25 protein-coding genes and 1 pseudogene are annotated in these 26,230 nt (G+C 69.7%); 8 read left to right on the forward strand and 18 right to left on the reverse strand.

Annotated elements, in window-relative coordinates; all coding sequences use genetic code 11:
• Positions 1-151 precede the first annotated feature (151 nt).
• Positions 152-1,609, forward strand: coding sequence for a cryptochrome/photolyase family protein (locus tag ACH442_RS43540; protein ID WP_396344043.1), 1,458 nt, complete (start codon positions 152-154; stop codon positions 1,607-1,609).
• Positions 1,610-2,181: 572 nt separating this feature from the next.
• Here ACH442_RS43540 and ACH442_RS43545 read toward each other — a convergent pair.
• Both ACH442_RS43545 and ACH442_RS43550 read right to left on the reverse strand, forming a co-directional pair.
• Positions 2,182-3,819: a hypothetical protein gene (locus ACH442_RS43545; protein WP_396344044.1), complete on the reverse strand. Its 1,638-nt coding sequence runs from the start codon at positions 3,817-3,819 to the stop codon at positions 2,182-2,184.
• A gap of 333 nt (positions 3,820-4,152) precedes the next feature.
• A complete protein-coding gene (locus tag ACH442_RS43550) occupies positions 4,153-5,334 on the reverse strand; it encodes a glycosyltransferase (protein ID WP_396344045.1) in 1,182 nt (393 codons plus the stop codon).
• 176 nt (positions 5,335-5,510) lie between these two features.
• Between ACH442_RS43550 and ACH442_RS43555 the strand changes: the two genes are divergently transcribed.
• Positions 5,511-5,852, forward strand: a complete 342-nt coding sequence (locus ACH442_RS43555) for an ankyrin repeat domain-containing protein (RefSeq protein ID WP_396344090.1) — start codon at positions 5,511-5,513, stop codon at positions 5,850-5,852.
• A gap of 44 nt (positions 5,853-5,896) precedes the next feature.
• On the opposite strand, the gene ACH442_RS43560 is transcribed toward ACH442_RS43555, so the two are convergent.
• Together ACH442_RS43560 and ACH442_RS43565 are read right to left on the reverse strand one after the other, a co-directional pair.
• Positions 5,897-6,031, reverse strand: coding sequence for a hypothetical protein (locus tag ACH442_RS43560; RefSeq protein WP_396344046.1), 135 nt, complete (start codon positions 6,029-6,031; stop codon positions 5,897-5,899).
• The gene (locus ACH442_RS43565) at positions 6,031-6,495 is read right to left on the reverse strand and encodes a MarR family winged helix-turn-helix transcriptional regulator (protein WP_396344047.1); all 465 of its coding nucleotides are present in this window, start codon (positions 6,493-6,495) and stop codon (positions 6,031-6,033) included. The genes ACH442_RS43560 and ACH442_RS43565 overlap by 1 nt, the downstream gene beginning before the upstream one ends.
• Before the next feature lie 63 nt (positions 6,496-6,558).
• Here ACH442_RS43565 and ACH442_RS43570 point away from each other — a divergent pair, with 63 nt between their 5' ends.
• On the forward strand, positions 6,559-6,918 hold the full coding sequence (locus ACH442_RS43570; RefSeq protein ID WP_396344048.1) for a VOC family protein: 360 nt from the start codon (positions 6,559-6,561) through the stop codon (positions 6,916-6,918).
• Positions 6,919-7,180: 262 nt separating this feature from the next.
• Here ACH442_RS43570 and ACH442_RS43575 read toward each other — a convergent pair whose 3' ends face one another.
• Complete coding sequence (locus tag ACH442_RS43575) at positions 7,181-8,236, reverse strand: glycoside hydrolase family 43 protein (RefSeq protein ID WP_396344049.1); 1,056 nt, start codon at positions 8,234-8,236, stop codon at positions 7,181-7,183.
• Between the two features lie 105 nt (positions 8,237-8,341).
• Between ACH442_RS43575 and ACH442_RS43580 the strand changes: the two genes are divergently transcribed.
• A complete protein-coding gene (locus tag ACH442_RS43580; protein ID WP_396344050.1) occupies positions 8,342-9,889 on the forward strand; it encodes a ricin-type beta-trefoil lectin domain protein in 1,548 nt (515 codons plus the stop codon).
• 149 nt (positions 9,890-10,038) lie between these two features.
• Here the strand turns inward: ACH442_RS43580 and ACH442_RS43585 are convergent, their stop codons facing one another.
• The 4 genes from ACH442_RS43585 to ACH442_RS43600 all read right to left on the reverse strand — a co-directional run bounded on the left by ACH442_RS43585 (position 10,039) and on the right by ACH442_RS43600 (position 14,295).
• Positions 10,039-11,202, reverse strand: coding sequence for an MFS transporter (locus tag ACH442_RS43585; protein WP_396344051.1), 1,164 nt, complete (start codon positions 11,200-11,202; stop codon positions 10,039-10,041).
• A 7-nt stretch (positions 11,203-11,209) separates the two neighbouring features.
• A complete protein-coding gene (locus ACH442_RS43590) occupies positions 11,210-12,820 on the reverse strand; it encodes a GNAT family N-acetyltransferase (protein WP_396344052.1) in 1,611 nt (536 codons plus the stop codon).
• A gap of 1 nt (position 12,821) precedes the next feature.
• Positions 12,822-14,054, reverse strand: coding sequence for a DUF6271 family protein (locus ACH442_RS43595; protein ID WP_396344053.1), 1,233 nt, complete (start codon positions 14,052-14,054; stop codon positions 12,822-12,824).
• Positions 14,055-14,157: 103 nt separating this feature from the next.
• Positions 14,158-14,295: a hypothetical protein gene (locus tag ACH442_RS43600; RefSeq protein WP_396344054.1), complete on the reverse strand. Its 138-nt coding sequence runs from the start codon at positions 14,293-14,295 to the stop codon at positions 14,158-14,160.
• Between the two features lie 117 nt (positions 14,296-14,412).
• On the opposite strand from ACH442_RS43600, the gene ACH442_RS43605 reads away from it, so the two are divergent.
• Positions 14,413-14,589: a hypothetical protein gene (locus ACH442_RS43605; RefSeq protein ID WP_396344055.1), complete on the forward strand. Its 177-nt coding sequence runs from the start codon at positions 14,413-14,415 to the stop codon at positions 14,587-14,589.
• Here the strand turns inward: ACH442_RS43605 and ACH442_RS43610 are convergent.
• Together ACH442_RS43610 and ACH442_RS43615 are read right to left on the reverse strand one after the other, a co-directional pair.
• On the reverse strand, positions 14,561-15,091 hold the full coding sequence (locus ACH442_RS43610) for a hypothetical protein (protein ID WP_396344056.1): 531 nt from the start codon (positions 15,089-15,091) through the stop codon (positions 14,561-14,563). The two genes, ACH442_RS43605 and ACH442_RS43610, sit on opposite strands and share 29 nt — an antisense overlap.
• Positions 15,092-15,115: 24 nt before the next feature.
• Complete coding sequence (locus tag ACH442_RS43615) at positions 15,116-15,877, reverse strand: hypothetical protein (protein ID WP_396344058.1); 762 nt, start codon at positions 15,875-15,877, stop codon at positions 15,116-15,118.
• Between the two features lie 88 nt (positions 15,878-15,965).
• Here ACH442_RS43615 and ACH442_RS43620 point away from each other — a divergent pair, with 88 nt between their 5' ends.
• The gene (locus ACH442_RS43620) at positions 15,966-16,865 is read left to right on the forward strand and encodes an alpha/beta hydrolase (protein ID WP_396344059.1); all 900 of its coding nucleotides are present in this window, start codon (positions 15,966-15,968) and stop codon (positions 16,863-16,865) included.
• A gap of 93 nt (positions 16,866-16,958) precedes the next feature.
• On the opposite strand, the gene ACH442_RS43625 is transcribed toward ACH442_RS43620, so the two are convergent.
• Positions 16,959-17,387 carry a hypothetical protein gene (locus ACH442_RS43625; protein WP_396344060.1) on the reverse strand — a complete coding sequence of 143 codons (429 nt, stop codon included), beginning with the start codon at positions 17,385-17,387 and terminating at the stop codon, positions 16,959-16,961.
• 204 nt (positions 17,388-17,591) lie between these two features.
• On the opposite strand from ACH442_RS43625, the gene ACH442_RS43630 reads away from it, so the two are divergent.
• Positions 17,592-18,134: a pyridoxal-phosphate dependent enzyme gene (locus ACH442_RS43630; RefSeq protein WP_396344061.1), complete on the forward strand. Its 543-nt coding sequence runs from the start codon at positions 17,592-17,594 to the stop codon at positions 18,132-18,134.
• Here the strand turns inward: ACH442_RS43630 and ACH442_RS43635 are convergent.
• Entirely contained in the window at positions 18,119-18,547 is a 429-nt protein-coding gene (locus ACH442_RS43635) for a type II toxin-antitoxin system PemK/MazF family toxin (RefSeq protein WP_396344062.1), read from the reverse strand. The two genes, ACH442_RS43630 and ACH442_RS43635, sit on opposite strands and share 16 nt — an antisense overlap.
• Positions 18,548-18,605: 58 nt before the next feature.
• Between ACH442_RS43635 and ACH442_RS43640 the strand changes: the two are divergent.
• Positions 18,606-18,911 (forward strand): annotated as a pseudogene (locus tag ACH442_RS43640) (SAM-dependent methyltransferase); the annotation flags it as partial.
• 136 nt (positions 18,912-19,047) lie between these two features.
• Here the strand turns inward: ACH442_RS43640 and ACH442_RS43645 are convergent.
• From ACH442_RS43645 to ACH442_RS43665, 5 genes are all read right to left on the reverse strand, one after another.
• A complete protein-coding gene (locus ACH442_RS43645) occupies positions 19,048-19,953 on the reverse strand; it encodes a JmjC domain-containing protein (protein ID WP_396344063.1) in 906 nt (301 codons plus the stop codon).
• A gap of 68 nt (positions 19,954-20,021) precedes the next feature.
• Complete coding sequence (locus tag ACH442_RS43650; protein ID WP_396344064.1) at positions 20,022-21,107, reverse strand: hypothetical protein; 1,086 nt, start codon at positions 21,105-21,107, stop codon at positions 20,022-20,024.
• The gene (locus tag ACH442_RS43655; protein WP_396344065.1) at positions 21,104-21,916 is read right to left on the reverse strand and encodes a thiopeptide-type bacteriocin biosynthesis protein; all 813 of its coding nucleotides are present in this window, start codon (positions 21,914-21,916) and stop codon (positions 21,104-21,106) included. The genes ACH442_RS43650 and ACH442_RS43655 overlap by 4 nt, the downstream gene beginning before the upstream one ends.
• A gap of 17 nt (positions 21,917-21,933) precedes the next feature.
• Positions 21,934-23,148 (reverse strand): lanthionine synthetase C family protein, encoded by a 1,215-nt coding sequence (locus tag ACH442_RS43660; protein ID WP_396344066.1) that lies wholly within the window; start codon positions 23,146-23,148, stop codon positions 21,934-21,936.
• Entirely contained in the window at positions 23,145-26,198 is a 3,054-nt protein-coding gene (locus tag ACH442_RS43665) for a lantibiotic dehydratase (protein ID WP_396344067.1), read from the reverse strand. Before ACH442_RS43665 ends, ACH442_RS43660 begins: the two co-directional genes overlap by 4 nt.
• Positions 26,199-26,230 lie beyond the last annotated feature (32 nt).

Here is a 26,230-nt window from a genome sequence, read left to right on the forward strand (position 1 = left end):
GTTCTCATCCGTGCGGCCAAGGCCTGCGCTGCCCCGGAACGCGGCGGCCCGCTCCTCACCGGCACTGATCCTGTGGTGTATTCCTCCTCTCATCGGGTTATGCGGCGCCCGAAGTGCGACCCCGGTCCACCGGCGGCGGCAGGATGGTGGCATGCGTCGTCGCTGGCTGTTCGCCGACCAACTCGGGCCGCACTTCGTGGACGCGCCGGGCCAGCCCGTGCTGCTGGTGGAGTCGAAGGCGGTGTTCCGGCGACGCGTGTTCCACCGGCAGAAGGCGCACCTCGTGCTCTCCGCGCTGCGCCACCGCGCCCGGGACGGGGACGTGCGGCTGGCGCGCGTGGAGACGTACGCGCAGGCCGTCGACGAACCACTCACGGTGTGCCATCCCACCTCGCGGGCGGCACGTGGCCTGATCCGGCGGTTGCCGGACGTCGAGATGCTGCCACCGCGGGGCTTCATCACCGCGCCGCCGGACTTCGTCACATGGGCCCGAGGGCGCGACCACCTGCGGCTGGAGGACTTCTACCGGTACGCCCGGGAACGTCACGACATCCTGATGGACGGGGCCGAACCGGCCGGTGGCCGCTGGAACCTCGACGCCGACAACCGTGAACCACCGCCGCGCGGCGCCGTGAAGCTCGACGTACCGGCACCGCCCGCGATCGTCGAGGACGAGATCGACGAGGAGGTCCGCGCCGACCTCGACCGGTGGGAGCGGGAGGACGGCATCACGTTCGTCGGCAACGACGGGCCGCGGCTGTTCCCGGCGACCCGGAAGGAGGCGCTCGCGCGGCTGCGGCACTTCGTCACGCACCGGCTGCCGGCGTTCGGCCCGCACGAGGACGCGATGCTGGCCGGTGACCCGCTGATGGCGCACAGCATGCTCAGCCCGGCGATCAACCTCGGACTCCTGGATCCGCTCGAGGTGGTGGAGCGGGTCGAGAAGGCGTACCGGGAAGGTGCGGTTCCGCTGTCGAGCGCGGAGGGCTTCATCCGGCAGATCCTCGGCTGGCGCGACTTCATCTGGCACCTGTACTGGTATTTCGAACCCGAGTACCGCGCGAGGAACGAACTGCACGCGAGCCGGGATCTGCCGAAGTGGTTCGCGTCGCTGGACGCGGACGCGGTCGGTGCGCGCTGCCTGTCGGACGTGCTGGCCGGGGTCCGCGACCGGGGCTGGGTCCACCACATCCCGCGGCTGATGGTGCTCGGCAACTACGCCATGCAGCGCGGCTGGCGCCCCGGCGCGGTCGCGGACTGGTTCCACCGCTGTTTCGTCGACGGCTACGAGTGGGTGATGACGGCGAACGTCATCGGGATGAGCCAGTACGCCGACGCAGGCCGCATGAGCACGAAGCCCTACGCGGCCGGCGGCGCCTACATCAACCGGATGAGCGATTACTGCCGCGGTTGCCGCTACGACCCGAAGTCCCGGACCGGCGACGTGGCCTGCCCCTATACCGCGGGCTACTGGAACTTCCTGGCCCGTCACGAGCAGAAGTTCGCCGCGAACCACCGCATGCGCCAGCCGCTCCAGGGCCTGCGCCGGCTGTCCGACCTCGACGCTCTCCTCGACCAGGAGAAGGCCCGCGGCTCGCAAGCGCCTTAGCCTGTGCTTCGACACCTGTGGTGGGTTGGCCGCTGGTATGCCTAACCGGTGACCAGGATGAGTCCCACGTCGCGGCGAGCGGCGGGCTGCCGGAGCCCACCGGGCGGCCGTGCCCCGGAGCGGCCGGGTTTCGAGACGGCCGGGTCTCGAGACAGCCGGGTCTCGGGACAGCCGGGTCTCGGTGCAGGAACCGGCGAGGCACTGGTCACGCGGAGGTCCCGCAACCCTCGCCGCGCCCGGGCCGGGTTAAGCCGCTCCGGTGCCATCGGACCTTCCCAAGGCCGCGCAAGTCCTGGGTGAGGGGTCGGGCAGGACGCAGCTGAGTAGGCGCGGCCAGGATCAACCCGGTCCACCGGTCGGCGGCGGCCGGCTCGCGGAGCTGCGGCGCGACCGCCACAACGAGCGTTGACAGGCGCCGGATGCGTCCAACCTCACCCGACTGACGCACCGTCGCCGTCGGCTGGACCGGAAGGGGGCCTGCCAACGCACGGACCTGCCGATGACAGCACGGTCGGACATTCCTGGATGTGGGTCGCCTTTCGTGCGGGGACCGTCGCGGGAATGCTGCCGGATCAGCGGTCCGGTCGATCCGGGTGCCACAGCCGGAAGTCGGTGAGGGTCTCGCCGGCCCTCAACTTCTCCAGTTCCATCGCCTCGAACGCCGCGATCGCTTCTGACTCACCGGTGAACTCCTCGCAGAGCTGGGGATCGACAGTGCCGCGGACCCACCGGTTTCCCCAGATGCCGACCGCGGTCTGGTCGTCGTAGCCGCGCATGATCGTCCCACGCCTGGCGTCGGACCAGACCGGCAGCGTTGTGAAGCCCTTGGGCGCCGAGGCTGCGATGTCGCGCATCAAGGCCGACGCCTCCCGCGGCGAAGGCGCCGACAGCCACACCACATCGGTCATCTCGGCGCTGTCACGGGACGTGAAGTACTTGCTGGTCATGAGGAGGACGTGACGGTCGTAGCGCTGCGCCACTCGGTAGGTGTGCCGGCCGGACCAGCCGACGACGCGTTCATCGCAGCCGGTGGCTTCGGCGACGAAGTCGACATCGGACTTGGGCCAGGTCGCATACGGCAGCGGGGACGGCTGGACCGCCGCGCCGTCGAAGACGAGTACCTCGTGCCCGTAGCGCAGTTCTGTGTACCAGACCAGGTTGCGCTCACGCTGCGCGAACACACGCTTGCTGGGGTGGCGCCCCGCGGTCACCCACGCGATGAGCGCGACCTCGTCGTCGGTGTACGCCTCGGCGGGGCGGCCCGCGCGCACCAGCTCGGCGCAGGCGTCGTCGAAGCCACCGTCCACGAGCTTCTGCACGTCCCGCACGCACTGCGGGCAGTCGTCGACCACGCCGTCAAGGAACGACCCGAGTCGGCTGTGCTTGCTCGCCGGGCGCCGCGGGTTGCGGCGGCGCCACTCGCCGTACAACCTTTGCGTCAGCTCCTTGTCGTAGCGGCGCACCGCGGCACGGATGCCCGCTTCCAGAACCGTGAGGTCGGAGCGGTAGCGCGATTCCGCGGGCAGTTCCTCGGCCGCACAATGCTCTGCCCATAAGGCCGCTGCCCCGGCGACCTCCGCGTCCAGGCACGCACCGACGCCTCGCCAACGGCCCCGCGTTCCCGATTCGATCCGCTGCAGCGCGTCAACGTACTCGCGGATCTCGACGACCCGCGGAGCCGGACTGACCGCCAGCCTGGCCATAGTGTGCCGGTGCAGGCGAGACACCCACTCACCGGTGGAGGGGTAACGTTCGCCGCCCCTCGCATTCGCATCGGGCAAGTCCTCGCCAAGGTCCCGGAATCCGGCGTCGAGCCTGATCGACGCGAACGCCGGTTCGTCGAGTACGGCAGCCACCTCGCGGTGCGCATTGTGGGCGCGTGCACGCCACAGCACGGACAGCGCCTCGTCGGCCTCGCCGAGCCGCGAATAGACCCGGGCGGCATCGATGAAGATCTGCGAACTGGACGAGGCATGCGGCAGCGCCGCCGCCAGAAACCGCCGCACACGCTCCGGCCGCACCTCGACCTCGTCGCCGACGGCCACCAACCCTTGCAGCGCCGCCTCACAGGCGTCGCCGCACCCTGGCCAGGCGTCTGTCCGGTGGTGGCTGAGCACCCGCTCGTAGGACTCCAAGGCCTCGAGGAACCGACCTTCCCCCAGTGCCGCCTGACCCGCTGCAAGAAAGGCATCGGTGCTGTCACCGGACATGAACAGGCCCCTTTCGTGCGCAACGCGGCCAGCAGCATCGCATAAGCCGGCAACCGCCATCCCGCAGCCTGTCGGTGCCGTACATACCGGTCATCCGTACATGCCGCAGAGCGCGCGCCGGGCTCCGGGACTCGAACCGGCGCATGCCTCCACGCGTGCTGGCCCGCATCTTGGCCAACATGACGCACCCTTCCCATGTGCCTTGGCCCGGCGCGCGGAGGGAACGTATCGCATCGGCTGACCGAGCGGCGAGCCTGTTTGAGCGGCGCCCTCTCCTGCCGCTGTCCGCGCGCGGGTCGCCTTCCTTACTACCAGAGAGCAGCAAGGACGTGACTATCCTCCGAGGAGCAGCCGGGCGGCGACGTTTGCTCCGTCGGGCTTGATCTGGGCGGCGACGGCCTTCGCCCGTACGCGCACATCGGGTTCGAGGGTTTGCGACAGCGTGCCGGCGAGCGTGTCCGGGGTCGCGGCCGCCCCGATGCCCAGCTCGGTGATCTTGGCGGCCCAGGACGGCTGGTCGGCGATGTGCGGCACGATGACCTGTGGGGTCCCGGCGCGCGCGGCGGCGTGTGTGGTGCCCGCGCCGCCGTGGTGGACGACCGCGGCCATCCGCGGGAAGAGTGCCTGCTGGTTGACCTCGCCGACGACGAAGCAGTCCGGCGCGTCGTCGACCGCGGTCAGCCCGGCCCAGCCGCGCGCGAGCACGACCCGGCGCCCCTGGGCCCGGACCGCTTCGATGCCGACCTTCGCGATGTCCTTCTGGGTGTAGGAGGCCATGCTGCCGAAACCCACGTAGACCGGCGGCTCCCCGTCGTCGAGGAAGGCACGCAGGTCGTCCGGGAGGGGCCGGTCGTCGGGCAGGAACCAGGCGCCGGTCGGCACCACGTTCACGTCGTCCGGCGCCGGGCAGAGCACCGGGTCGGCGGCCAGCCACGGCTGATCGCCGAACACGTAGTCACGCACGTTGTCGATCGGCGGCAGACCGATCGCGGCCCGGTGGGTGTTGACGGCGTCACCGTACAGAGCGTTGACCCGGTCAGCGTCCTGCTTCCACTTGGTCGCCAGGTCGGCGCCCTCGTCGGACGGGGTGCCCGGCCGCCGCCCCGGCGCCGAGTGCCGCGACGGCAGCCCCAGCGTGTGGAAGCAGGCGAGCACATAGCGGAGGCCGAGCTTGTCGGCCACGTCCCGCGCGCCGGCCGGCATCAACCCGGTGGCCAGCAGCGCGTCACACCCCTGCGCGGCGGCCGTGAGCGTCTCGAACCGGGCCGCGACCAGCGCCGGGGCGAGCCGGAACGCCTCCTCGGCGCCCGGCGGCTTCGGACCGGCCACGATCGAGCGGACCGGCGGGCCGAGCGGCACGTGCGTGACCCCGGCCCGGGCCAGCAGGGCCACGAAGTCGTCGTCGGGCGGGGCCGCGACCACCGCCTCCGCGCCCTCGTCCCGCAGGGCCACGGCCAGTCCCGCCAGCGGCTCGACATCTCCCCGCGACCCCCATGTCGTCAGCAGAACACGCATTTCACGACTCCCGTTTTCGCAGGTCTGAGGCTTACGAACGACGATTCTGCGCCTCGCCCCGGGTCTTGCCGCAAGTCCCCCGAGGCGGTATATGTTGAGTGTGGGAGGGGTGCGTCGTGGGTATCGCCACGGGCGTGACCGACCTTGACGACGAGACCATCGCCTTCGCCCACCGCATGTTCGACCTGGCGCGCTCCGGTGAGACCGGTGAGCTGATCGCCAACGTGGCCGCGGGCCTGCCGGCCAACCTGACCAACGACAAGGGTGACACGCTGCTGATCCTCGCGGCGTATCACAGCCACGCCGACACGGTGGCCGCGTTGCTGGCGCACGGCGCCGACCCGGAACGGGTCAACGACCGCGGGCAGACGGCGCTGGCCGCGGCCGTCTTCCGGCGCAACGCCGAGACGGTCGAGACGCTGCTGGCGGCCGGGGCGGATCCGGTCTCCGCGCGGCCGACGGCCGAGTTCTTCAAGCTGCCGGAGATGCTGGAGCTGCTGGACTCACGCGCCCGCTGAAACGGTGTCGCCGGCGCCGTCGCCGTCCCGCCGGGAACGGATCATCAGCTTGCTGGACCGGTGTCGCCGTCCCGCCGGGAACGGATCATCAGCTTGCTGGACCCGGTGTCGCCGTCCCGCCGGGAACGGATCATCAGCTTGCTGGACCCGGTGTCGCCGTCCCGCCGGGAACGGATCATCAGCTTGCTGGACCGGTGTCGGCGGCGCGAAGGGAACGGATCATGCTCTGCAGGATGCGGAAGGCGCCGGCCTGCTCGGCCTCGGTCATCCCGGACAGCATCCTGACCTCGACCGACCGGACCGCCACCGTCGCCTTCTCCAGCAGGCGCCGCCCTTGCGGGGTGAGCCGGGTCGGCAGCACCTTCCCGACCGGCGCCTCCGCCGGCCGGGTGACGTACCCCTCCCGCTCCAGGGCCTGGAGCAGCACGTTCATCGACTGCCGAGTCACGAACGCGCCCCGCGCGAGCTCGGAGTTGGACAGGCCCGGCCGTTGCGCGAGCAGTTCGAGGCAGGAATACCGCGTCACGTTCATTCCGAGCGGCCGCAGCACGTCCTCCATCGCCGTCCGCAGCGTGCTCGACGCCTCCTTCAGCAGGTAGCCCAGTGACGTCTCGAGGTTGATGCCGGCATCGCCTTGACCCATGTCAGCATTCTGACATACGTTGGGTCGTGTCAGCATCCTGACACAGACGCAAGGAGCATCATCATGCCCGTCACCGGCCCCGACTTCATCTCCCTGCAGGCGCGCGACCTCGCCGCTTCCCAGGCGTTCTACGAGCGGTATCTCGGCCTCGTCCGCTCACCGGCCGGTCCGCCGCACGCCGTCGTCTTCGCGACCGAGCCGATCGCGTTCGCGCTCCGCGACGTCGTCCCCGGCACCGACCTGACCGGCCCCGGCGCCGGCGCGGCGATCTGGTTGCACGCCACCGACGTCCAGGCCATCCACGACGCCCTCGCCGCCGACGGCCACACCATCGTCGCCGCGCCGATCGACGGCCCGTTCGGGCGCACCTTCACGTTCGCCGACCCCGACGGCTACCGGATCACGCTGCACGACCGCGCCTGAGGACGCCGAGCTGCGCTGCGGGTGCGGGTGCGGGTGCTAGCGACGCGAGCACCCGACCAGGCACCACAGCGCGGGTCAGCACGGGGCACCCGACCAGGCACCACAGCGCGGGTCAGCACGGGGCACCCGACCGGGGCCGCCGGACCAACCACGGCGCGGGTCGGGCCAGCCGGGCACAGGCGGCTCACCGACTTCCGGCACGCCGGGCGAGACGGTGGCCGAGAGTCGCCGTGCCATGTTCCGGTCGACCCGGAGCGGCGACCTACTCGAAGAACTTGAGGCTGAAACCTGTGTCGGTGGTCGCGCCGGGCACGTTGGCCCGGGAGTACGTGGTGCCACCCCACCAGCAGAACGTGCCGGTGTACCAGTAGCGGTTGGCCCAGGCGTACGGCGTGCCCTTCGCCACCGCGTGGAACATCAGCGGGAAGCGCGGCCCGGCCGGCGGGCTCGTCGCGATGTCGCCGTCGAGCAGCACGAAACTGTGATGGCCGGGCCCGTTGACGGTGATCGTCGGGTCCCAGCCGGGCATCATCGTGGCACGATTCGAGCCGAACAGGCAGCCGTTCGACTTGTACCAGTCCCAGACGTACGCCGGGTCGCCGCCCGCCCGCAGCCGCAGCTCACCCAGGCAGTACTGCTCGCTCCAGCTGCCGTTCGCCGAGTAGACGATGTGCAGTTGCCCGTTGGGGTCCTTGATCGCCTCGGGCGCCTCGTTGATGAACGGGTTGCCGACGACGCGCTCCCAGCTCTCGCGCGGCTGCGAGATGACGTACCGCGCGCCGGTCGCCGTGGTCGGGCTGCCCATCCGGGCGATGTAGAGGTTCTGTTCCACGTTGGTGTCGCCGGCCCAGCCGGACCAGACGAACCAGCGCTGCCCGTTGAGGACGAACATCGTGCCGTCGATCGCCCACTTGTCGTCCGGCAGGGCCAGCCGGGTGGCGGCGGTGTAACCGGTGTCGGCGGTCGCGGAACTGATCACGTACATCCGATGGGCGGAGCCCCGGCCCGCGGTGAAATAGATGTAGTACCGCCCACCGTCATAGTGGATCTCCGGCGCCCACACCTCGCCGAGGTTGGCCGAATCCGTCCACACCGTCCGGACAGGGGCGCCCGCGAGGCCGTCCGTGGAGGACGCCTGACGGACGGCGATCCCGGCGTCGCCGAGCGACTGGACGCTGACGTAGGTGCCGCCGACGCGCAGCACACTGGGGTCGGCGGCGCGCAGGGCGGTCTGCGCGGCGTGCGCCGGCGCGGCCGGGATCAGCGCCAGCACGCACGCCAGGGCGACGAGTTTGCGCAGCATCGGCGACTCCTTCATCGACACGCTTCTTTGTGCAGGTTTGTTGACAGTAGAGCGGACGCGTGCGAAGAATCAACTGCGAGAGCGCTCTCTTCGACATCCCCCCACGGTGAAGGACGTTCGATGACCCGTACGCGGAAAGCTTTGATCGCCGGTTTTGCCGCCTTGGCGGCCGTCGGCGCGACACCACAGCCGGCGCCGGCCGCTCCCGATCACACTTCTGATCTTGCCTCCGAGTCCGCTTCTGATCGCAGCTTCGATCTTGCTCCCGGCATGCTCGACGCGATGCGCCGCGATCTACACCTCGACGACGCGCAGATCGCCGGGCGACTCGCCACCGAAGCCGCCGCCCCGGTCATCGAGAAGCGCCTGCGCACCCGGCTCGGCAAGCATTTCGGCGGCGCTTGGATCCCCGACGGCGCGAGTCGCCTCACCGTTGCCGTGACAGACCAGAAAGACGCTTCGACGGTACGTGCGGAAGGAGCCGACCCCGTCGTCGTCGAACAGGCCGAGAGCGACCTCGACGCCGCCCGCGCCGACCTCGACCGCCGCAGCTCGACGGCCCCGGACGCGGTCCGCAGCTGGTACGTCGACCCGGCCGCCAACACCGTCGTGGTCACCGTCGCGCCGGGCGCCGAGGCACAGGCCCGCGCGTTCGCGGCCGGGGTCGGCCCGATCACCGTCAAGACCGCGGCCGAACAGCCGAAACCGATGTACGACACGCGCGGCGGCGACCAGTACGTGATCAACGGCAACGTGCTCTGCTCGGTCGGCTTCCCCGTCGCCGGTGGATTCGTCACCGCCGGTCACTGCGGGGGCGCCGGCAGCACCACCCTCGGGTACAACAACGTCGCGCAGGGCACGTTCGCCGGGTCGTCGTTCCCCGGCAACGACTACGCGTGGGTCCGGACCAACGGCAACTGGGTCTCCCAGCCCTGGGTCAACAACTACGCCGGCGGGAACGTCCTGGTCAGCGGCTCGACCGAGGCGGCGGTCGGCAGCTCGATCTGCCGGTCCGGGCGCACCACCGGCTGGCGCTGCGGGACCCTGCTCGGCCGCAACGAGACGATCAACTACGCCCAGGGGGCGGTCTCCGGGCTGAGCCGCAGCAACGCGTGCGCCGAACCGGGCGACTCCGGCGGCTCGTGGATCTCCGGCAACCAGGCACAGGGCGTCACGTCCGGCGGCACCGGCAACTGCACCTCCGGCGGCACGATGTGGTTCCAGCCCGTCAACGAGATCCTTTCCGTGTACGGCCTGACGCTCACCACCACCAGCGGCGGCAGCGGCGGTCAGCCGATCATCAGCAACTGGAACAACCTCTGCGTCGACGTGCCCAACGGCAACTTCGCCGACGGCGTCCCGGTGCAGACGTGGGGCTGCAACAACTCCGCCGCGCAGAAGTGGGAGGCCGTCGGCGGGGCGCTGCGCACCGGCAACAACATGTGTCTGGACGTGCCGTGGGGTTCCACCGCGAGCGGCGCGATCATCCAGATCGCCACCTGCAGCGGGAACCCGGCCCAGCAGTGGGTGCTGAGCGCCGCCGGCGACCTGGTCAACCCGCAGGCCGACAAGTGCCTCGACATCAAGGACTGGGTGAACGGCGACGGCGCGAAGCTCCAACTCTGGGACTGCGCCGGCACGGCCAACCAGAAGTGGCGCCGAGCCTGACAGCCACAGCCCCGGTAGGCGGCCGGGCCGGACAGCGCCGTCGCCGGACACCCCGGCAAGGCTGCCAACCCGGTCCGCCGCCCGCACTCCGGGCGGGACTGGTGAGGGTGGGCCGGCCGCTCGCCCGGGACCGGCAAGCGGCCGGGGACTCAGGCGACCGGGGCCGGGATCCGGGACGGCCAGCGCATCGACAACGCGCACAGCACGGTCAGCCAGGCGGTGCCGACGACCACTGCCATGCTCCAGTGCAGGCCTACGAAGCCGATCGCCGGTGGTCCGACCAGCAGGCCGGTCGTGCTCATGGTGGCGGCCGCGGTCAGGGCGGCCGTGCCTTCCCGGGCGGCGGCCATGTACAGGCACGGGCTGACCGCGGCCATGCCCAGGCCGACGCACGCGAACCCGGCCAGCACCGGGTAGGGCCCGCCGGCCAGCAGCCCGGCGGCCAGTCCGGCGCCGGCCAGGGTGCCACCGGCCACGACCACGGTCCGGTCGCCCCAGCGGTCGCGCCAGCCGTCGGCGAGGAGCCGGGCCAGCAGCATCATTCCTGAGGTCACGGCGATCCCGAGTGGCAGCAGGTGGTCCGCCGCGTGCGTGATCTCCTTGAGGTAGAGCGCCGACCAGTCGGTCATCGCCCCTTCGGTGATCGTCGCGAGCAGCATCGCCACGCCCAGCCACAGCACCGCCCCGGTCGGCCGATGCCACCGGCGCGCAGCTGGCTCGGACGGTGCCGGCCCGGACGGTGCCGGCCCGGCTGGGGTCGGGCGGGAAGGCAGCAGAGCGGGGCGGGCGCTGAGGGCCAGGCCGAGGAGGACGGCGCCGGCTACCGCGAAGTGGGCGGGGACCGAACTGGTCAGGGACGTGACCGCCGACGCCAGCAGCGCGCCGGCGAAGATGCCGCCGCTGAACGTGGCGTGCAGTTTCGCCATCGTGGTGCGCTCGAACGTGCTTTCCAGCGCCGCGCCCTGCGCGTTCATCGCCACGTTGAGGCAGCCGACCGCGACCCCGTCGACGAGCAGCACGGCCAGCGCGAGCGCGTAGACCGGCACGACCGCCAGGCCGGCCAGCACCGCGACCAGGACGACGACCGCGGTCACGGCCAGTGTGCGCGAGCCGAGGGTGGACATCAGTCTCGGGACCAGCGGCGCCGAGATCACCGCGCCCACCCCGGCGGCGAGGAGCAGGACGCCGACCTGGGCGGCGGTCAGGTGCATCCGGTCGGTGAGGGCGGGGATGCGGGCGGCCCAGGTCGAGTACTGGAAGCCGAGCGAGCCGAACAGCGCGGCGACCGACAGCTGGGCGCGTCGAAACGACATGCGGGGCCTATTCCTTTGCGGACAGCAGGTCACGGGACAGGTAGAGGGCTTCCGGACCGTAGGACGCGGGCAGCGGGACCTCCGGCTCGGCGCGGAACCCGAGCGACGACCAGAACCCGGCACTGCCGTCGACGGAGACGAGCGCGATCCGTTCGTACCCCAGTGATTGCCCGGTTCTGATCAGGTGCTTGGCCAGGCGCCTTCCCCATCCGCGGCCGCGGAGTTCGCCGTCGATCACCAGGTCGTGCAGGTGCAGGCTGGTGGACGTGAACGCCGAGGCCTCCGGCGTGGTCAGTTCGGGAAAGGCGTGGGGCGGATAGGGCAGCGCGAGCAGATATCCGCCGATCCGGTCTCCGAGATCGAGCACGAACGACGTTTCCGGAAATGCTCGCGAACGCAATGCCTCGGGGCTTTCCGACAGTTCCTGTTTGCCGTAGGTCTCGGATTCGAGCGCGACGATCGCCGCCCAGTCGGTTTCCCCGATCGGGCGGAATCGCTCGGCCCGGACGGTCGAGCAGGTCAGCGGGCCGAATCCGTTGAAGCCGACGGTCGTGTAGCTGGTGGCATACGCGCCGGCGGAGTGGATCCACACCGGATCGCCCGAGCGCAGCCCGGCCGGGACCGGCACCGGGACCCCGCCCCCGAGCACGTCGTCGCTGTCGCAGCTGGGCCCGGCCACCACCGCGGGCACGACGGGTCCTCCCGGGCGGGTCGGGAATTGCATGCGGTAGCGAATCCGGTCGCCCTCGAACAGGCCGTTGAACCGGCCGCGACTCAGATACAGCCAGGCTTCCCGGCGGGAAGTGAATCGCGTGACCGTCGCCCGGATGACCCCGTGATCGGCGACGAGGTACCGGCCCGGCTCGACGATGAAGGAAAGGTCCCCGGCCAGGTTCCGCAATCGCCGCATCCCGGCCCGGACCGCCGCGAAGATCTCGCCGGTCGGTGGCGTCAAACCCGGATAACCGGCCGCCGGCAGACCACCACCGAGATTCACGAATTCGAGTCGGATCCCGTCCGCACGCAACCGCGGAAGGAGTCCGGCCAGAGAATCGAAAGCCGATTGCCATCCGCGTACGGTCATCTGCTGCGAACCCACGTGCAGGGAGAGTCCCGCCGGCCGCAGTCCCAGCACCCGCGCCCGGTCGAGCACCCCGGCCGGGTCGTCGCTGCCGCACTTGCCGGTCAGCCCCCACACCGCGCCCGTCCCGGTGGTCGTCACCCGGCAGAACACGCGGCTGCCCGGGGCGTGCCGGGCGATCGCCTCGACGTCCTCGGCGCTGTCCGTCGCGTACGTGCTGATGCCGAGCCGATACGCAGCGGCGATGTCGTCGTCGGACTTCACGGTGTTGCCGTAGTGCACGCGGCGCGGGCGCACCCCGGTCCGCAGTGCCTGCCGGATCTCGCCCGGGCTCGCGGCGTCGAAGCCGGATCCGAGGTCGGCCAGGCCGGTCAGCACGTCGTCGACCGGGCACGCTTTCATCGCGAACCGCACGTCGACACCGGGCAGTTCGGCGCGCAGCCGCCGGTACTGGTTCTCGATGCCGGTCAGGTCGTAGACGATCCGATCGGTGTCGGCCGCGGCCAGGGCGGCGCTCAGGTGTGGAGCAGTCGGCATCTCAGACGGGCGTCTCGCGGGCCGCGGCGATCAGGGCCGCCCACGCGTCGATCAGGAGCGCGTAGTCGTCCATGTCCCGCCGCGCTTCGATGAGCAGCGCGTCCCGGCGCTCGCGGACCTGGTCGGCGACCCCGGTGAACCGCCCGCCGAGCCGGCGGTAGGCCGCCTCCATCTCCTCGGCCGTCGTCTCGTTCGGCTCGCGCGGCTGCCAGGTGCTCGCCCGGACCAGCGTGGCGATGTCGGCCGGGTCGTCGGTGGTCATCCGCTGGTAGACGAAGTGCAGGTAATACATGGAGAGAATAAATTTGGCGAATCGCATCTGGTACGCCAGGAACCCGGCGTCACTCTTGCGTTCCGCGGTATGAAAATTGACGATGTGCCGATTGTGCAGCAGCCCCGGAAGCCCGGCCCTGTCGGCCACGTGAATGAGAAAATAGTCGCTGCCGATGGTGTCCATCGCGGGTGGCAGCGGCACTCGTTCGTGCAGTCCGGAAAAGCTGATGTTGTGCATGTCGACACGCATCGGGTCGACGACGGAAAGGACCGTGTGGTCGCCGTCGAAGGGCGCGCTCCCGGTGAACGACTCCTCGACCAGCGCCCGTTTCTCCTCGTCGCTGCTGCCCGGCGCGGCCCAGAGGCTGACCAGGTCGTAGTAGGCGTCGTGGTCGCGGATGTCCTCGATGTCGACCGACATGCTGCCGACGAACGAGGCGCCGGCCATCGCGACCGGCAGGTCCCGGTGGCTGTCGTCGAGCCGGTCCTCGGTGGCCACGACGTCGCGGGCCGGCCGGCCGAGCGCGGACAACTCGGCGTGGATCGGGAAGACCTTCTCCCCCGCGTAGGTCTGGAAGTACAGGTCGGAGTCGCGGCGGTGCACGGTGTCGCAGCCCAGCGCGGCCGCGATCAGGAACGCCCGGTTGGTGCACGCGCCGTAGGACAGCGCCCGCGGGTGCATCAGGTCGAGCAGCAGGTCGGGCTTGGTCACATCGGCCCCGGCGACGACCCGCCGCAGGAAGTCCCGCTGCCGGTCGTCGTCGAGGTGCCACACGTTCCGAGCCCGGGAGAGGATCGCCGCGTGCTCGGCGAAATGCTCCGACGAGTCCAGGACCAGCAGGTGGACGTCGACATCGAAATGGCGTGCCGCATATTCCGCCTCGGCCACGACTTCGGCCAGCGTCGCCGCGCATTCCCGATTGGTCGGAACGACCAGACACGCTCGGCGCCGATCCGTCACGCGCGTTTCCCCCGTCGCAGAATCGCTCATTCATGCCCACCGATCAGGACAACGCGAGCGAATCTAACGGACGACCCCGGACCCGGACAACTACTGACACCGCTCACATGTCGGAAACGCCAGGTCGCTGCCGGTTCCGGAACTTTTCGATCACCTCGCCGAGGAACGACCGGGTGTCGTCGACGCAGGACTCGAAGCGCGGCGAGTGGAACAGGTCGAAGAAATGCCGGCCGCTCGGCATGCCCCGCGCCTGCCGGTGACAGGGCTCGCGGCCGGCTTCCCCGCGGCCCGGCCGGCGGGCACTTCGGAGACCGCGTTCATCGAGGCGGCGGCGGGTAGCGGGGTCGGCCTTCACGGCATGGCGGCCCGGCACCGCAGGATCGCGGAGCCGCCGCCGCGCCTGATCCTCGGCGTCGGCAACACGCCGCGGAACATCGTGGCGGGCATCACGGTGCGGCACCAGATCAAGGCGGGCAACACGGCGCGGCACCGGATCGAGGCGGGCATCACGGCGCTTGCCGGCCTCGCCGGATGACCTGCGCCGGGACCGTCGGGAACCGCACCTGCCCGAGCGCCGCCCGCATCGTCGCCACGCACTCGTCGCGGGCGAGATCCACGCGCGTACGGTCGTAGTGCTGTTCCAGATTCATCTCCGCGTCGGTGAGCCGCAGCGGTTTCTGCCAGGCCGTCTTCATCTGGTCGCCCACCTCGGCCCGCGCCTCGTTGGCCAGCAGGCGGTAGGCCGCCGCCACCTCGGGCGCCTCGATGTCCAGCAGCGCCTGATGGAACGCCAGCCGGGAGTAGATCCGGCTGACCTCCTCGGTCAGCTGGTGCCGGCCCTCGGGCGTGCCCGGCCGCCGCCGGATCCGGTACGGCATCTCGGCGAAGTCCTCGACGACGCTCAGCGCCTCACCGAACGCCAGCGCGCGGCGCTCGCGGCGGGCACCACGCCGGTTCAGCCCGTAGGTCAGCAGCGCGGTCAGCGCGGTGCCGAGGATCGCGAGGGCGGCCGTGGTCTGCGCGGCGGTCCAAGTCATGCTGCGGCAACCGCCTCGGGGACGTCAGATCTGGCGAAGAACGTCGATGATTCTGACAGCCTGGCCGGGCTCCCATTGATCCGGGCCCGGGCCGAACAGGCGGTTGATCCCGTTCTGGCACGGTAGCTGGGCGAACGTGGCCGGATCGCACCGGCGCAGCCAGTTCAGCGCCGCCCGGTACGGCTCCGGCTGCCGGTAGACCTCGTCGGGGACGTCGTAGAGCAGGCACTCCAGCAGATACGACGGCGCTTCGAGGGACGGGATCCCGGCGCTGATCCGGGCGCGTTTCGCGGTCCGGACCGCCGCTTTGAACCGCCCGCCGGTGCGCCGGTCCTTCGCGTCGCCGTTGCGCCGGTGCTGCTTGGGGAAGTTGACGATCGGGCGGCCCTCCCGATCACGGAAGAAGACCCCCTGCTCGTACGTCTCCGGGCCGGTCGGCAATCGGAACTCCGTCGCCACCAGGATGTCGACCATCTCACCGAACAGGGAGTCCGGATCGTCGACGTTCAGGCACCGTCGACCCATGCGGACCACGAACGACTCGCTCAGCGCGACGAGGACGTCGTCACGGAACTGCTCCCACGCGTACGCGAAAGGGGTTTTGAGCATGAGCACCAGGTCGATGTCGCTTCCCTGGTCGAGGAACGTGTTGTTGACCCGGGAGCCCTGGCCGAAGATCTCGTAGGAGCGCGGGTCGAGCAGCGAGGACCGCCCCAGCGCCTCGCGCAGCTCGTCCTCGGCCCAGGACAGCAGGGACGCCGTGCGGCTGACAGGCGTCACGGTCACGATCCCATTATGCCTCCCCGCCGTGGCCGAAGTTAGCTTCTTTGGAATATACTTCCAAGACACTTATTACGTACGGGAGAGCAAGCTCATGACCCTGGACCAGCGCGCGGCACTCGCGGCGACCCTCCGGCACCCCCGCCCCACGGGACCGCCCCCGACGATCGAGCAGATCCGGGCCGGATTCCGGGCGCTGATGGCCACCATGCAGGTGCCCGGTGACATCCGCACCACGCCGGCGACGCTCGGCAACCGTCCCGCGCTGCTGGTCGAACCGGCCGGGGACGCGCGGGGCGGGACGATCCTCTACTTCCACGGCGGCGGCTTCGTCTCCGGCTCGCCCACCACCGCGCTGCCCGTCACTGCCAACCTCGTTACCAGGGCGAACGTGCGGGCGTACTCGGTGGACTACCGGCTCGCGCCCGAACACCCGTTCCCGGCCGGGATCGAGGACACCGTCGCCGCGTACCGCGAGCTTCTGGATTCCGGCTCGGACCCGGCGACGATCGTATTCGCCGGTGACTCCGCCGGCGGGGGCCTCACCATCACCACCTGCCTGGCCGCCCGCGACGCCGGACTGCCCCTGCCGGCCGGGATCGTCGCCCTCTCCCCCGGCCTCGACGCCACCCGCACCGGCGAGAGCATGACCACGAAAGCCGGCATCGACCCGTTCTTCACCCGCGAAGGCCTCGACCGCACCGGCGCGATGTACCTGGCCGGCCAGGACCCGCACCAGCCACTGCTCAGCCCGTGCCGCTACGCCGACCTGACCGGCTTCCCGCCGATCCTGCTGCAGACCGGCACCGACGAGATGCTCCTCGACGACGCAACCCGGCTGGCCGCGCGCGCCCGCGACGCCGGCGTCGACGTGATCCTCGACGTGACAGCCGGGGTCCCGCACGTCTTCCAGGCCTGGGCCGGGTCGTTGAGCGAGGCCGACGACGCCCTCGACCGGGCGGCGCTGTTCATCACCCAGCGCCTGCGGTCCTAGGGATCGGCGCGGCCCGGCAGGAGGTCGTCGCATCCATGGGCACGGCCGCGACGGCCTCCCCGAACGCCCGCTCCGGCCGGATCACCCCGCCCGTCAGCGTCGTCGCGGACGGGCGGGAGCCGGCGCCGGCCGCTTGGGGATTCGCAGATCGTGGGCGAGATGCGAGCGGCGCAAGCCGGTGGTGAAGAGGCGGCGCAGGTCGGCGCGGTTGTCGTGCATGAGCTGAACGTGGAAGTAGTTGACGTATTCGAGGACGGCGAAGACCGCGAACGCCAGCCCGGGCCACGACGACGAGCCGGGCGTGACCACCGCGGCGGCCGTGGCCACGATCAGGGCGGCACCCAGCGCGACCGGCAGCAGCACGCGCGCCGCGGCGAACGCGCCACGATGGGCCAGGTGCCGCTCCCGGCGCCGCAACTGGCGCAGTTTCACCGCCCAGTACGCGGCGCCCACCAGCAGCAGGACGGCGAACGCGGCGAAGCCGGCGAGGTTCGCCGCGCTTCGGGACAGGTCGATGACCACGAACCAGAGTCAGGCGTGCAGAGGGATGTTCAGCAACTCCAGCAGCAGAAGGGAACGGAGGCGCCGCCGGGTCGTCGTGAGCACCGGCCCACGATGACATACCGGGCCAACCCATTAAGGTTCGAGAATGGATTCGCTGGCGATCGGGCAGCGTTCGCCGGGTGACACCAGCGGACGATCGTCGAGCGGGCCGGCCTGCATCCGGTGAGCAGCACGACGGTCACGCGCACCGGCCATCCGTTCGGCTCCGAGGGCTACAAGCCGATCGCGTACGAGATCAATGCCGACCTGGGAACGCCGGAAGCGGTCTTCGTCCCGACAGGGTACGGCGAGCTGCTCTACGGCATCTGGAAGGGCTTCGACGAGCTGCGACGCCTGGGCCGTGCGCCGCGCGCGCCCCGGATGATCGCGTGCGAGCCGGCCGCCGCCGCGCCGCTGGTGAAAGCGCTGCGCGACGACGTTCCCGCAGCTCACGTCAAGGTCGAAGCCACCGCCGCAGGCTCGATCGTATCCCCCGTCAGCGGGCACCGAGGAGTCCTCGCCGTCCGGTCGAGCGGGGGCCGGGCCGTCGCGCTGACCGACCCGCAGTTACGGGCAGCCCAGGCGGAACTCGCCCGGGCCGGCCTGTGGACAGAACTCTCCAGCGCCGCGGGCCTGGCCGGTCTGCGCGCGCTGGGGCCGTTCGAGGGCCCGGTGGTCTGCGTCTCCACGTCGAGCGGCCTCAAAGACGGTCATTTCCAGTTGTAGTTGCGCTGCAGGATCATCGCGACGCGGGTGAAACGGACCGGGTCGAGGATCGCGCCCTCGCGGCGGATGCCGTCCTCGTCGACCTCCAGGATCCGGTCGAGGCGCAACCAGCTGGGGCGGTTGTCGCGGTCCCACTCGCCGGGGCCGAGCGCCAGCCAGTGCCGCTGGCCGTCGCGTTCATCCTGGCTGGAGAGCATCAGGCCGAGCAGGGTGCGGCCCTCCCGGCCGACGACGAGCACCGGGCGGTCCTTGCCGCGGCCGTCGTCCTCCTCGTACTCCACCCAGGTCCAGACGATCTCGCCCGGGTCGGCATCACCGTCGATGTCCGGCGCGTAGACGATGTGCCGCCCGCGCTCCTCGGTAGGGACCTGCCGCGGCGCGCGCCGGTGCGTGTTCTCCATCGGTTTTTCCATCGGCGCACGGTACCGGATGTCGTAAGGTGGGCGGCAACGTCCACAAAGGAGTGCATCCGTGTCTCATCCCGGGCTGGACACCAGTCGCCCCCACCCGGCCCGGCGCTACGACTACTGGCTGGGCGGCAAGGACAACTTCGAGGCCGACCGCGAGTCCGCGCGCCAGATCGAGGAGCACATGCCGCTGGTCCGCCTGACCGTGCACGAGAACCGGTGGTTCCTGCACCGGGCGGTGCGTTTCCTCGCCGGGCAGGGCATCCGGCAGTTCCTGGACATCGGCACCGGCATCCCCACCTCGCCGAACACGCACGAGATCGCGCAGGCGACCGACCCCACGGCCCGGGTGGTCTACGCCGACAACGACCGCAACTAGTCGGGTTGTGCACACGCGAACGATTGCTGTCCGATCGGGATCCCTGGTCAGAACCGCCAATCTGAGTACCACCAATCTACACCATCAGGGCAGCTAGAAATGGCCGCTGAGCTGGTCGTATAGAGGGCTAAATCAAGTCTTGATCGACCTCCGTGTCGGCGGCGACCCGTAGAAGGCGGGCGAAATATTCGGTGTCGAGTGCGCTGAGATGTTTGATCAACATGTCGCGAGTTTGACCAACACAGTCGACTAGAGCCTCGGGTGAAAGGGCGGTCGGTGGAACTGCCTGACGGAACGCCGCGTCCTCGATCACAGTGGCGGTAAGGCGTTCGGCGATCCAGAGCGGAGTCCGTTCCTTGATCACGAAAGTGAGGTGGACGCTCTCGTCGTCGCCTCGGCTGTGCGGGCTGTGTATCCACCCTCTCGGCAATACGAGGACTTGGTGTGGGGCGAGGTCGAATGACATATCCGGGCCGTTGTCGGCCCACTCCTGTACCCAGTCGTCCTGCCAGAGCTGGACGGTTGTCAGATGAGCGCGGGTGGGATTGGCGACCCTCGGCTTCCAGATATCCCACGTCTTGGTGCCCGCGAGCTGAACAACGACGCTGAGATACTGATCCCAGTGATGGCCGAGCCCTTGCCGCCCGGCCGGCGTGACGAAGGCGGACACGTAGTTGACACAGCCGGTCTGCTGTTGAATCGACCGCGTGATGGTCGCCATTCCCGAAAGCCACCGCTCGAGATGCCGCATCTGAACGGTGTAGCCCCGGTCACGCCACTGCTTCAGTTTGACTGGGTCGAGCCGGTCGCCGGAGGCGAACAGGCGGGGGTGGACCCCGTTGTCGTTCTTGATGACGTTCACGTCCGTAGCCGGATAGCAGCCACTGTCGAGTATCTCGCGGACGGTGTTGGCATTGATCACGCGCGTCAGAGCCAGCCCTCCGGCCGGAAGGGTTAGCTTTTGCGGCGTGTCTGGCCAGGTGTTCATGAACTCTTCGGCGGTGCGCGAGTCGAGCAGTAGTTCGAGCGGCATTACGGTCTCCTCGGGAGCTGCAGTGCAGGGGCGGGCCGGACGGCGCTGACGCCAGATCGAATGGCGGCCTACACCGGCGGCCGGGGTCGTCGTCGTTGCTGCGCGATGACCAACTCAGCGGTGCTGAGAGCGCTGTCGAGGGAGTCGCGATGGTCGCTTGACATCGTTCCGCGGGCGATACCGCAGGCGGACACCAAGTCGGTTAGCTGGTGGATCTCCCGGACCGTGGCCATGTTGAGGTGCTCAGGGTGAGCTAGGAAGTCCCGGGCGGCGTAGCCGTCGCTCAGGGCCTGGCGGATGAGGCTCGCGATGGTTCGCCTTCGGGCAGGGTGATGATCCTGTTCCAAGGCATCGGCGACGATGAGGCCCAGGCGGATATGGAATACCGCTAGTCCGAACTCGGCATGGTCGAGGAGTTCGTACGCGGTGAGCACAGTGGCTGTCGCGTCGGCCGGGCGGCCGGTCGGCACGTGGAGGGAAAGGCAGGCGATGACCGCGTCCTCCCACTGCTCACCCGGCTGGGTTTTGTCGAGCATCGTGCGTGCCTGCTGCATGCGGCCTGCCATGGCGTGGGCGATGATCGCAACTTGCCTGCCGTCCAGCATGCGGGTGCCGATCCCCTTGTACTGCCCAAGGCGTTGGCTGGCTTCTTCCCAACGGCCGGCGGCGGCGAGGGCGTGCGCGCCGGTGCCGAGCAACACGCTCCACAGCCACTTTCGGGTTTCGGCGTATGCATTAGGCGCATCGATGAGCAGGGTGATAGGGATGACGAGGCCGTCGATCTTGGTGTCCGTGCGGGTGTCGACGGCTTGGAAGAGCTCCTCCAGCAGTGTCCAGGCGGCGGGGCCATTGCCTGCTCGGATATGGAGGCGAGCGAGATTGACGATGGGTTCGAGCGCGTGTTGCGGCTGGCTGCCGTGGGCTATCGCGACGGTGGCGAGTCGGTGGCACCAGGTGCGGGCCAGGTCAGGCATGCCACAGTCGGAGGCTAGGAGTGCGGCGAGGTTGAAGACGGCGGTCGCTGCTGCCGGGTCGCAGTGCTCCTGGGCGCGACGCGCGCGTTCCTGAAGGTCTTTAACTCGTTCGTCGAGTGGCGGGCACGCGGGCCGCGTACGAGCGACCAGCGGGAACATCCGGGCAACATCCGGGTTCATGAGAGGCCCTCCGGCACCGGCACATCGAGGGTGGGATCCGGGCCGAAGACGGCGGTCTTGGCGGCGGCGGCGAGGGCCGCTTGCTGCAAACCGGGCACGCCTCGGCGGTTCCACGAGAAGAGGACATGGTGTGCGAGGATGTCTCGTAGTCCGCGATGTAGCCGGCCAGACGAGTTGAGGCTCTGGAGGGCGTTACCGGCAGACGCGTACGCCTCTATCAAGGTCTGATGGCCGATCAACGACGCCTCCTGCTGGGCGAGACTGATCAGGTCGACTGTGAGGAGTCGTTTCGCTCCGGTCAGGAGCGATGCGACAGCCCCGGGCTTCGGTGAGTCGCGATGGGCGGCGACGCGTGCCCACACGTCGCCCTGCTCGTACCAGTCGAGCAGCGCTGCCCGCATCATTGCGGCCAGGAGCATGATCGATGTCTCGCGCTGGCGGACTGCGGCACCTTCACCGTCGATGAGAAGGTGGCGGCTGTCCTGGTGCCACAGTTGGTGAGCGGCGTCCATAGCCTCGGCACCGCCGAAGGCGTACATCTCCGGTTCATAGATGCCCGCGACGGTGTCATGAAGCAGGTGATCGCGCGTGAGCCGCTCCAACGCATCGTCTATGTAGCGGTCAGACCCGATTGCCGTCGGGGCGTAACGCAACCGCCAGGCACCTTTTCGGATGTAGAACCACGCGCTGATGAGCTGGCGGCATTCGGCTTCGGCCAGAATCGGCGCGAGGTGTCTCCGGGCGGTCTCCTCGGCGTTGTGCGGGTCGGGGAATGTGACCGTGACCTGTCGCCATTCGAGGGTTGTCATCGGTCGCCTTCACTCGTTCAGCTGAGGGCGAGGAAGGCGTCCCAGTTGGTAGCCGGGGCGCCGTTAGCGAAGGTGTGAAGTGCGAGTGCCGCTCCGGCGGTACCGTCCAGCAGCTCGGGATTGCCGTGTTCTTCCTCGGCAAGTTGACTGGCGAGGTCCGCAGCGAGCCCGGGCAGATAGGCGCTGATTTGGGCCGAGCGGATCTCGTCGGTCTCGGCGGCGGCCATACGCGAGGCGGATTGCAGGAGTCCGGCTTTGCCGTGGCACAGGCCGATTCCGTTGAGCCGGTCGCGCTGCAACGGTTCTTGCAGCACGGCGAGCATCGCGTTCTCGGCGAGTTGCTGTCGGACGGTGTCGTTCTGTGCGATTCCGGCGAGTTGCTGGGCACGAGCGGTGCCTGCTGTGCCGTAGCACCACGACGGCCGGTGTTGGGTTGGTTCGGTGCCGGGGGTGACGTATCCGGGCCACCAGATGCCGTTGCCGTCGTCTTGGCGGTGCGCGTCCGTCCAGCGGGTCAGGGTGCTGAGGGCGTTGTGTGCTGCCGATGTGTCGTGACCGTGGAGGATGGCGTAGGCGAGCAGAAAGATGACCGCGCTGATGCCGTGGGCGGTTCCGAGGTTGCCGTGACCTTCTGGAAAGTCGGGGTGGGGCACGCCGGCGAGGTTGGAGGGCAGCCACCACGGCGGTTTGCCTTTGTCGCCGTCGAGCGGCTGGGTGATGCGCGTGAGGTAGCCGACCACGTCGCCGCTGAGGGGGTGATCGGGGTGTGCGTGAAGAAGGTAGAGGCCGAGTCCGGTCAGGCCGTGAACGAGGTCGAACTCGTACATCGGCAGCGGTTCGCGTCGATCGATGCGGTCGTGAGCGGCGGCGAGGCGTTGACGGACGAGGGTCATCGTTGCGTCGGTGAGGCTGGCGAAGGCGCGGTGGTAGCCGCCGAGGGGCCGGGCGGTGTGCAGCATGAACGCCAGCGCGGGCGCGCCGTGGAAGGGATCGGAGTTGCGGCCGATGCTGACCGGCTCGCTGGCCGCGGCCCGAATCCAGCGGTGCGCGAGTGCTTCATCGCCATGCCCGGAGATGGCTAGCTCGACGTGTAGCAGGGCGACGCCTACCGCGCCTCCCGCAAGCGATTGAGGCCGGGTTCGGCCGTCAGGTGACGGGCCGACGACGGTGGGGTCAAGGAGCGCGTCGCGGGCTGTTGCGACCTGGTCGGTAGCCTTGATCGTGGTTGTCATCGCGGGGCGCTCCTTGTGGTCCAGCTCAGCGCGGCGGCGCGAGCGAGATGGAGGCAGGTTCGTTCGCTGTCGAGGTCGAGTCCGGCGACGCGGACGTGGTGCAGGTGCAGCAGGTCGGGCAGAAGGTCGACCGGTGGTACGGCGCTGAGTAGCGTGGGCAGCGTGGTGCGCCAGGCGTTCAGCGCGAGGCGGCGCTCCGCCCACCGATCGATCAGGTCCTTCCCGCCGGGAAGGGACATCATGGCGGAGCGGCCGTGCGGGTTGGCCAGGAGAACGGCTTGGTCGTAGAGGTGTCGTGGGGGTGCGGGGCGGTGCGTCCGTGTTCGGGCGATTAGCCAACGCAGTGCGTCGCTCGGATCGCCGACGACGGCTGTGACGAGGTCGACCATGCTCGCGGCGGTTACCGCCTGCCAGCCTGGTGCGGAACGGCGCTCGGTGACGGCGAGCTGAGCGAGCGCGGCGGCGGAGTCTGCCGCGAACACTGTCGTGGTCGCGGCGTAGGCGTCGATGCCGCCAAAGCGGCCGGGTTCGCCGAAGTCGGTGTCCCATTGGACTCGTCGGGTCAGGTCAGCTTCGGCCAGCTCTTGTGCCCAGGCGGTGACGGCGTTGATGGGCAGGCCGGTCAGTCGCAGGCGTAGGTGCGGTTCAGGGTCGGCGTGGCGCAGGAACCACCAGGTGCCCGCGTCCGGGAGCCCCGCCAGTAGCCGAGGCACATGCGAGCCCAAGATGGTGGTTTGGTCGTTGGGCTGGGCATAGATTTTGACGTAGAGGTGATCACCGCCGGGCAGTGTGCCGTGGGCGCGGACGTCGATCGGCGTGCCGGTTAGCCGAGGCGCTGGCGGCCTCGGCGCGGTGGCGGCCAGCGGGATGACGATCTCGTGTCGGTGGCCTTCGAGCCAGCCGTCGCCGGCGGGAACGAGGCGCAGCAACGCGGTGGAGTTGCGGTTTAGATGATCTCGCAGCAAGGCGCGATGAGCTGGCACGTGGAGGTCGAGACCGAGAGCCTGATCGCCGATGCCGAGCGAGACAACAGGAGGGCACCCGGTTTCGCCCGACCATGCGGTGAGCGCGCTGTCCCACTGATCCCAGCTGGCCGTCTTGCCCGGAAGTTCGTTGGCTTTCAGGAGCCATCGCGCCGGACTCAATAGGGTCCGGCCGTACCGAATCGCGGGTAGGAACGGCAGACCTTTGGCCAACGGCCCCCACTCGAACGGCGAGCAGGGGGTGGCGAAAGCCACCGGCGCCTCAGCGAGGAATCGGGCGAGGGGGTGAGCGTGCCGGACCGGCTCGACCGTGTTGACCGCGACGGGTTGTAGCGCCTGCTGGCGGGTGATCGAGACCAGGTAGATGCGGTGCCCGTCAGCGGTGACTGCGACGTCGTCAAGGTCGATTACCGACGGCGAGGTGGGGTGATGTTCGCCGATGGGGATCAGGTGTGGCAGGGCCTGGGCGGCGCGGTTGACGTCCAGGCTGATGGTGTAGCGGGTGACGGCCGACAGTTGGGCCAGTAGTGCTCCGGCGCTGGCGGGCGGTGTCTCGGCGGTCAGGTCGGTCATGCGTTGCCGTGTGTCCCCGTCGAACAGGTCGAGGAACCTGCCCGCGGTCGAGAAGGCTTGTCGGGAGGCGCGCACGACCGAGAGTTGGAAGTCGCCGTCCGCGATGGCCTGGAGAGACTCGGCGTGGACGCGCACGGTCAGCTCGGCAGTGGGCAAGGTCTCGGTCGGCGGCGCGCCGGCCACCTTCTCCAGCGTGGCGTCATCGAGGATCACCTCGTGCCGGTTGCGTAGCGCAGCACCTTGGGCCAAGGCCATGAGCCGTTGATCCCGATCGGTCAACACGGAGGCCGCCTCGGTCGGGTCTCCGGCGTAGCCCTCTGGGTATCCGAGTCCGATTTGGGCATCGACGGCGTCCAGAACCGGGACGAGGGCGTGCAGGCCGTATCTGTCCAGGAAACGCGAGTGCCAGTCTCGCCATCCGATCGAGGTCGAACGGGCGAGCTGAGTCAGTGCCGAGGCCGCGCGGCAGGCTTCGGCGGTAACGGCGGCCGGCACCACGAGGTCGCAGTCCAGACGGAGGTCAATCCCGACGGCTTGGCCAGGATGGACCGAAGCGAGCAACTCACGGAGATCTGTTAGATGGGCGTCGGTGCTCGCCGTGTCCGGCGCGCTGTCATGCCGGACCTTGAGATCGTGAATGTGGCCAAGCTGATGGCGCAGCGGTATGACGGCGTCTTCGGCCGCGATGGTCCGCAACTCGCCGAGGAGGTGGGCCACGGGGTCGGTCGCGGTTGACGGCGGGCGCAGGTTGGTCAGGAGCAGCCGTTGCGCGATCATCTGCCCGACGAGCCGTTCCGCGCCTTCGGGCGGCGCCGTGCCCGTTGCCACCAGCTTGCCGATCAAGTCCGCTGACCGAATCGGCTCGGCGGCCAGCGCCAGCGCGGCACGAATGGCCTCGTTGGCCCGGATTCTCAGATGGGTGGGCGCACCCTGGGGGTCGCTCGTGGCGGCTCGGTACCCCAGCACCAGCCTGCCTGCTCGTTCCACCAACAAGTTGTTGACACTCAGCATCAGGTGCGGGCGTAGCTCCGGGTCGGATTCGAGGCGATCGAGAACAACCGCGAGCCAGGACGCCTGAATCCGTACGGTGGGTCGATGCGAGCCGCCCCAACGTACGCTGCCCCTACCGCTTGCCCTGGCGGGAGCGACGCCCGCGAACAAGCCGAACGGTGTGGCGCGCGTCGTGGCCCGAAGCAGATAGCGCATGAGCGCCAGCGTCACTGCGCGGGCATCGGCGGGCGACACGTCGCCGCTGAGAACTGCGGCAGCTCGCGCGGCGAGGTCAGGGGAGGCATGTGCGGCTGCCGCTATGAAGCCGGGCATCGTCGACCCCACCTGCGTAAGCCACGGTCGCCAACTGGCCGCCGCGCTGCCGCTGGTCAGGTCCGGCCACGAGCGAATCTGGTCCGGGCGGAGCAGGGCCGCTCTGACGATGAGGGCATCGTCCAGACTGCGGTACATCGCCGGCCTCCCCAGGTCACGTTCGTTGAACATCGAGCAGGGAATGCCTCGGCCCCGCGAGTGTG

Source organism: Actinoplanes sp. NPDC020271 (assembly GCF_044388125.1).
Taxonomy (GTDB): Bacteria; Actinomycetota; Actinomycetes; order Mycobacteriales; family Micromonosporaceae; genus Actinoplanes.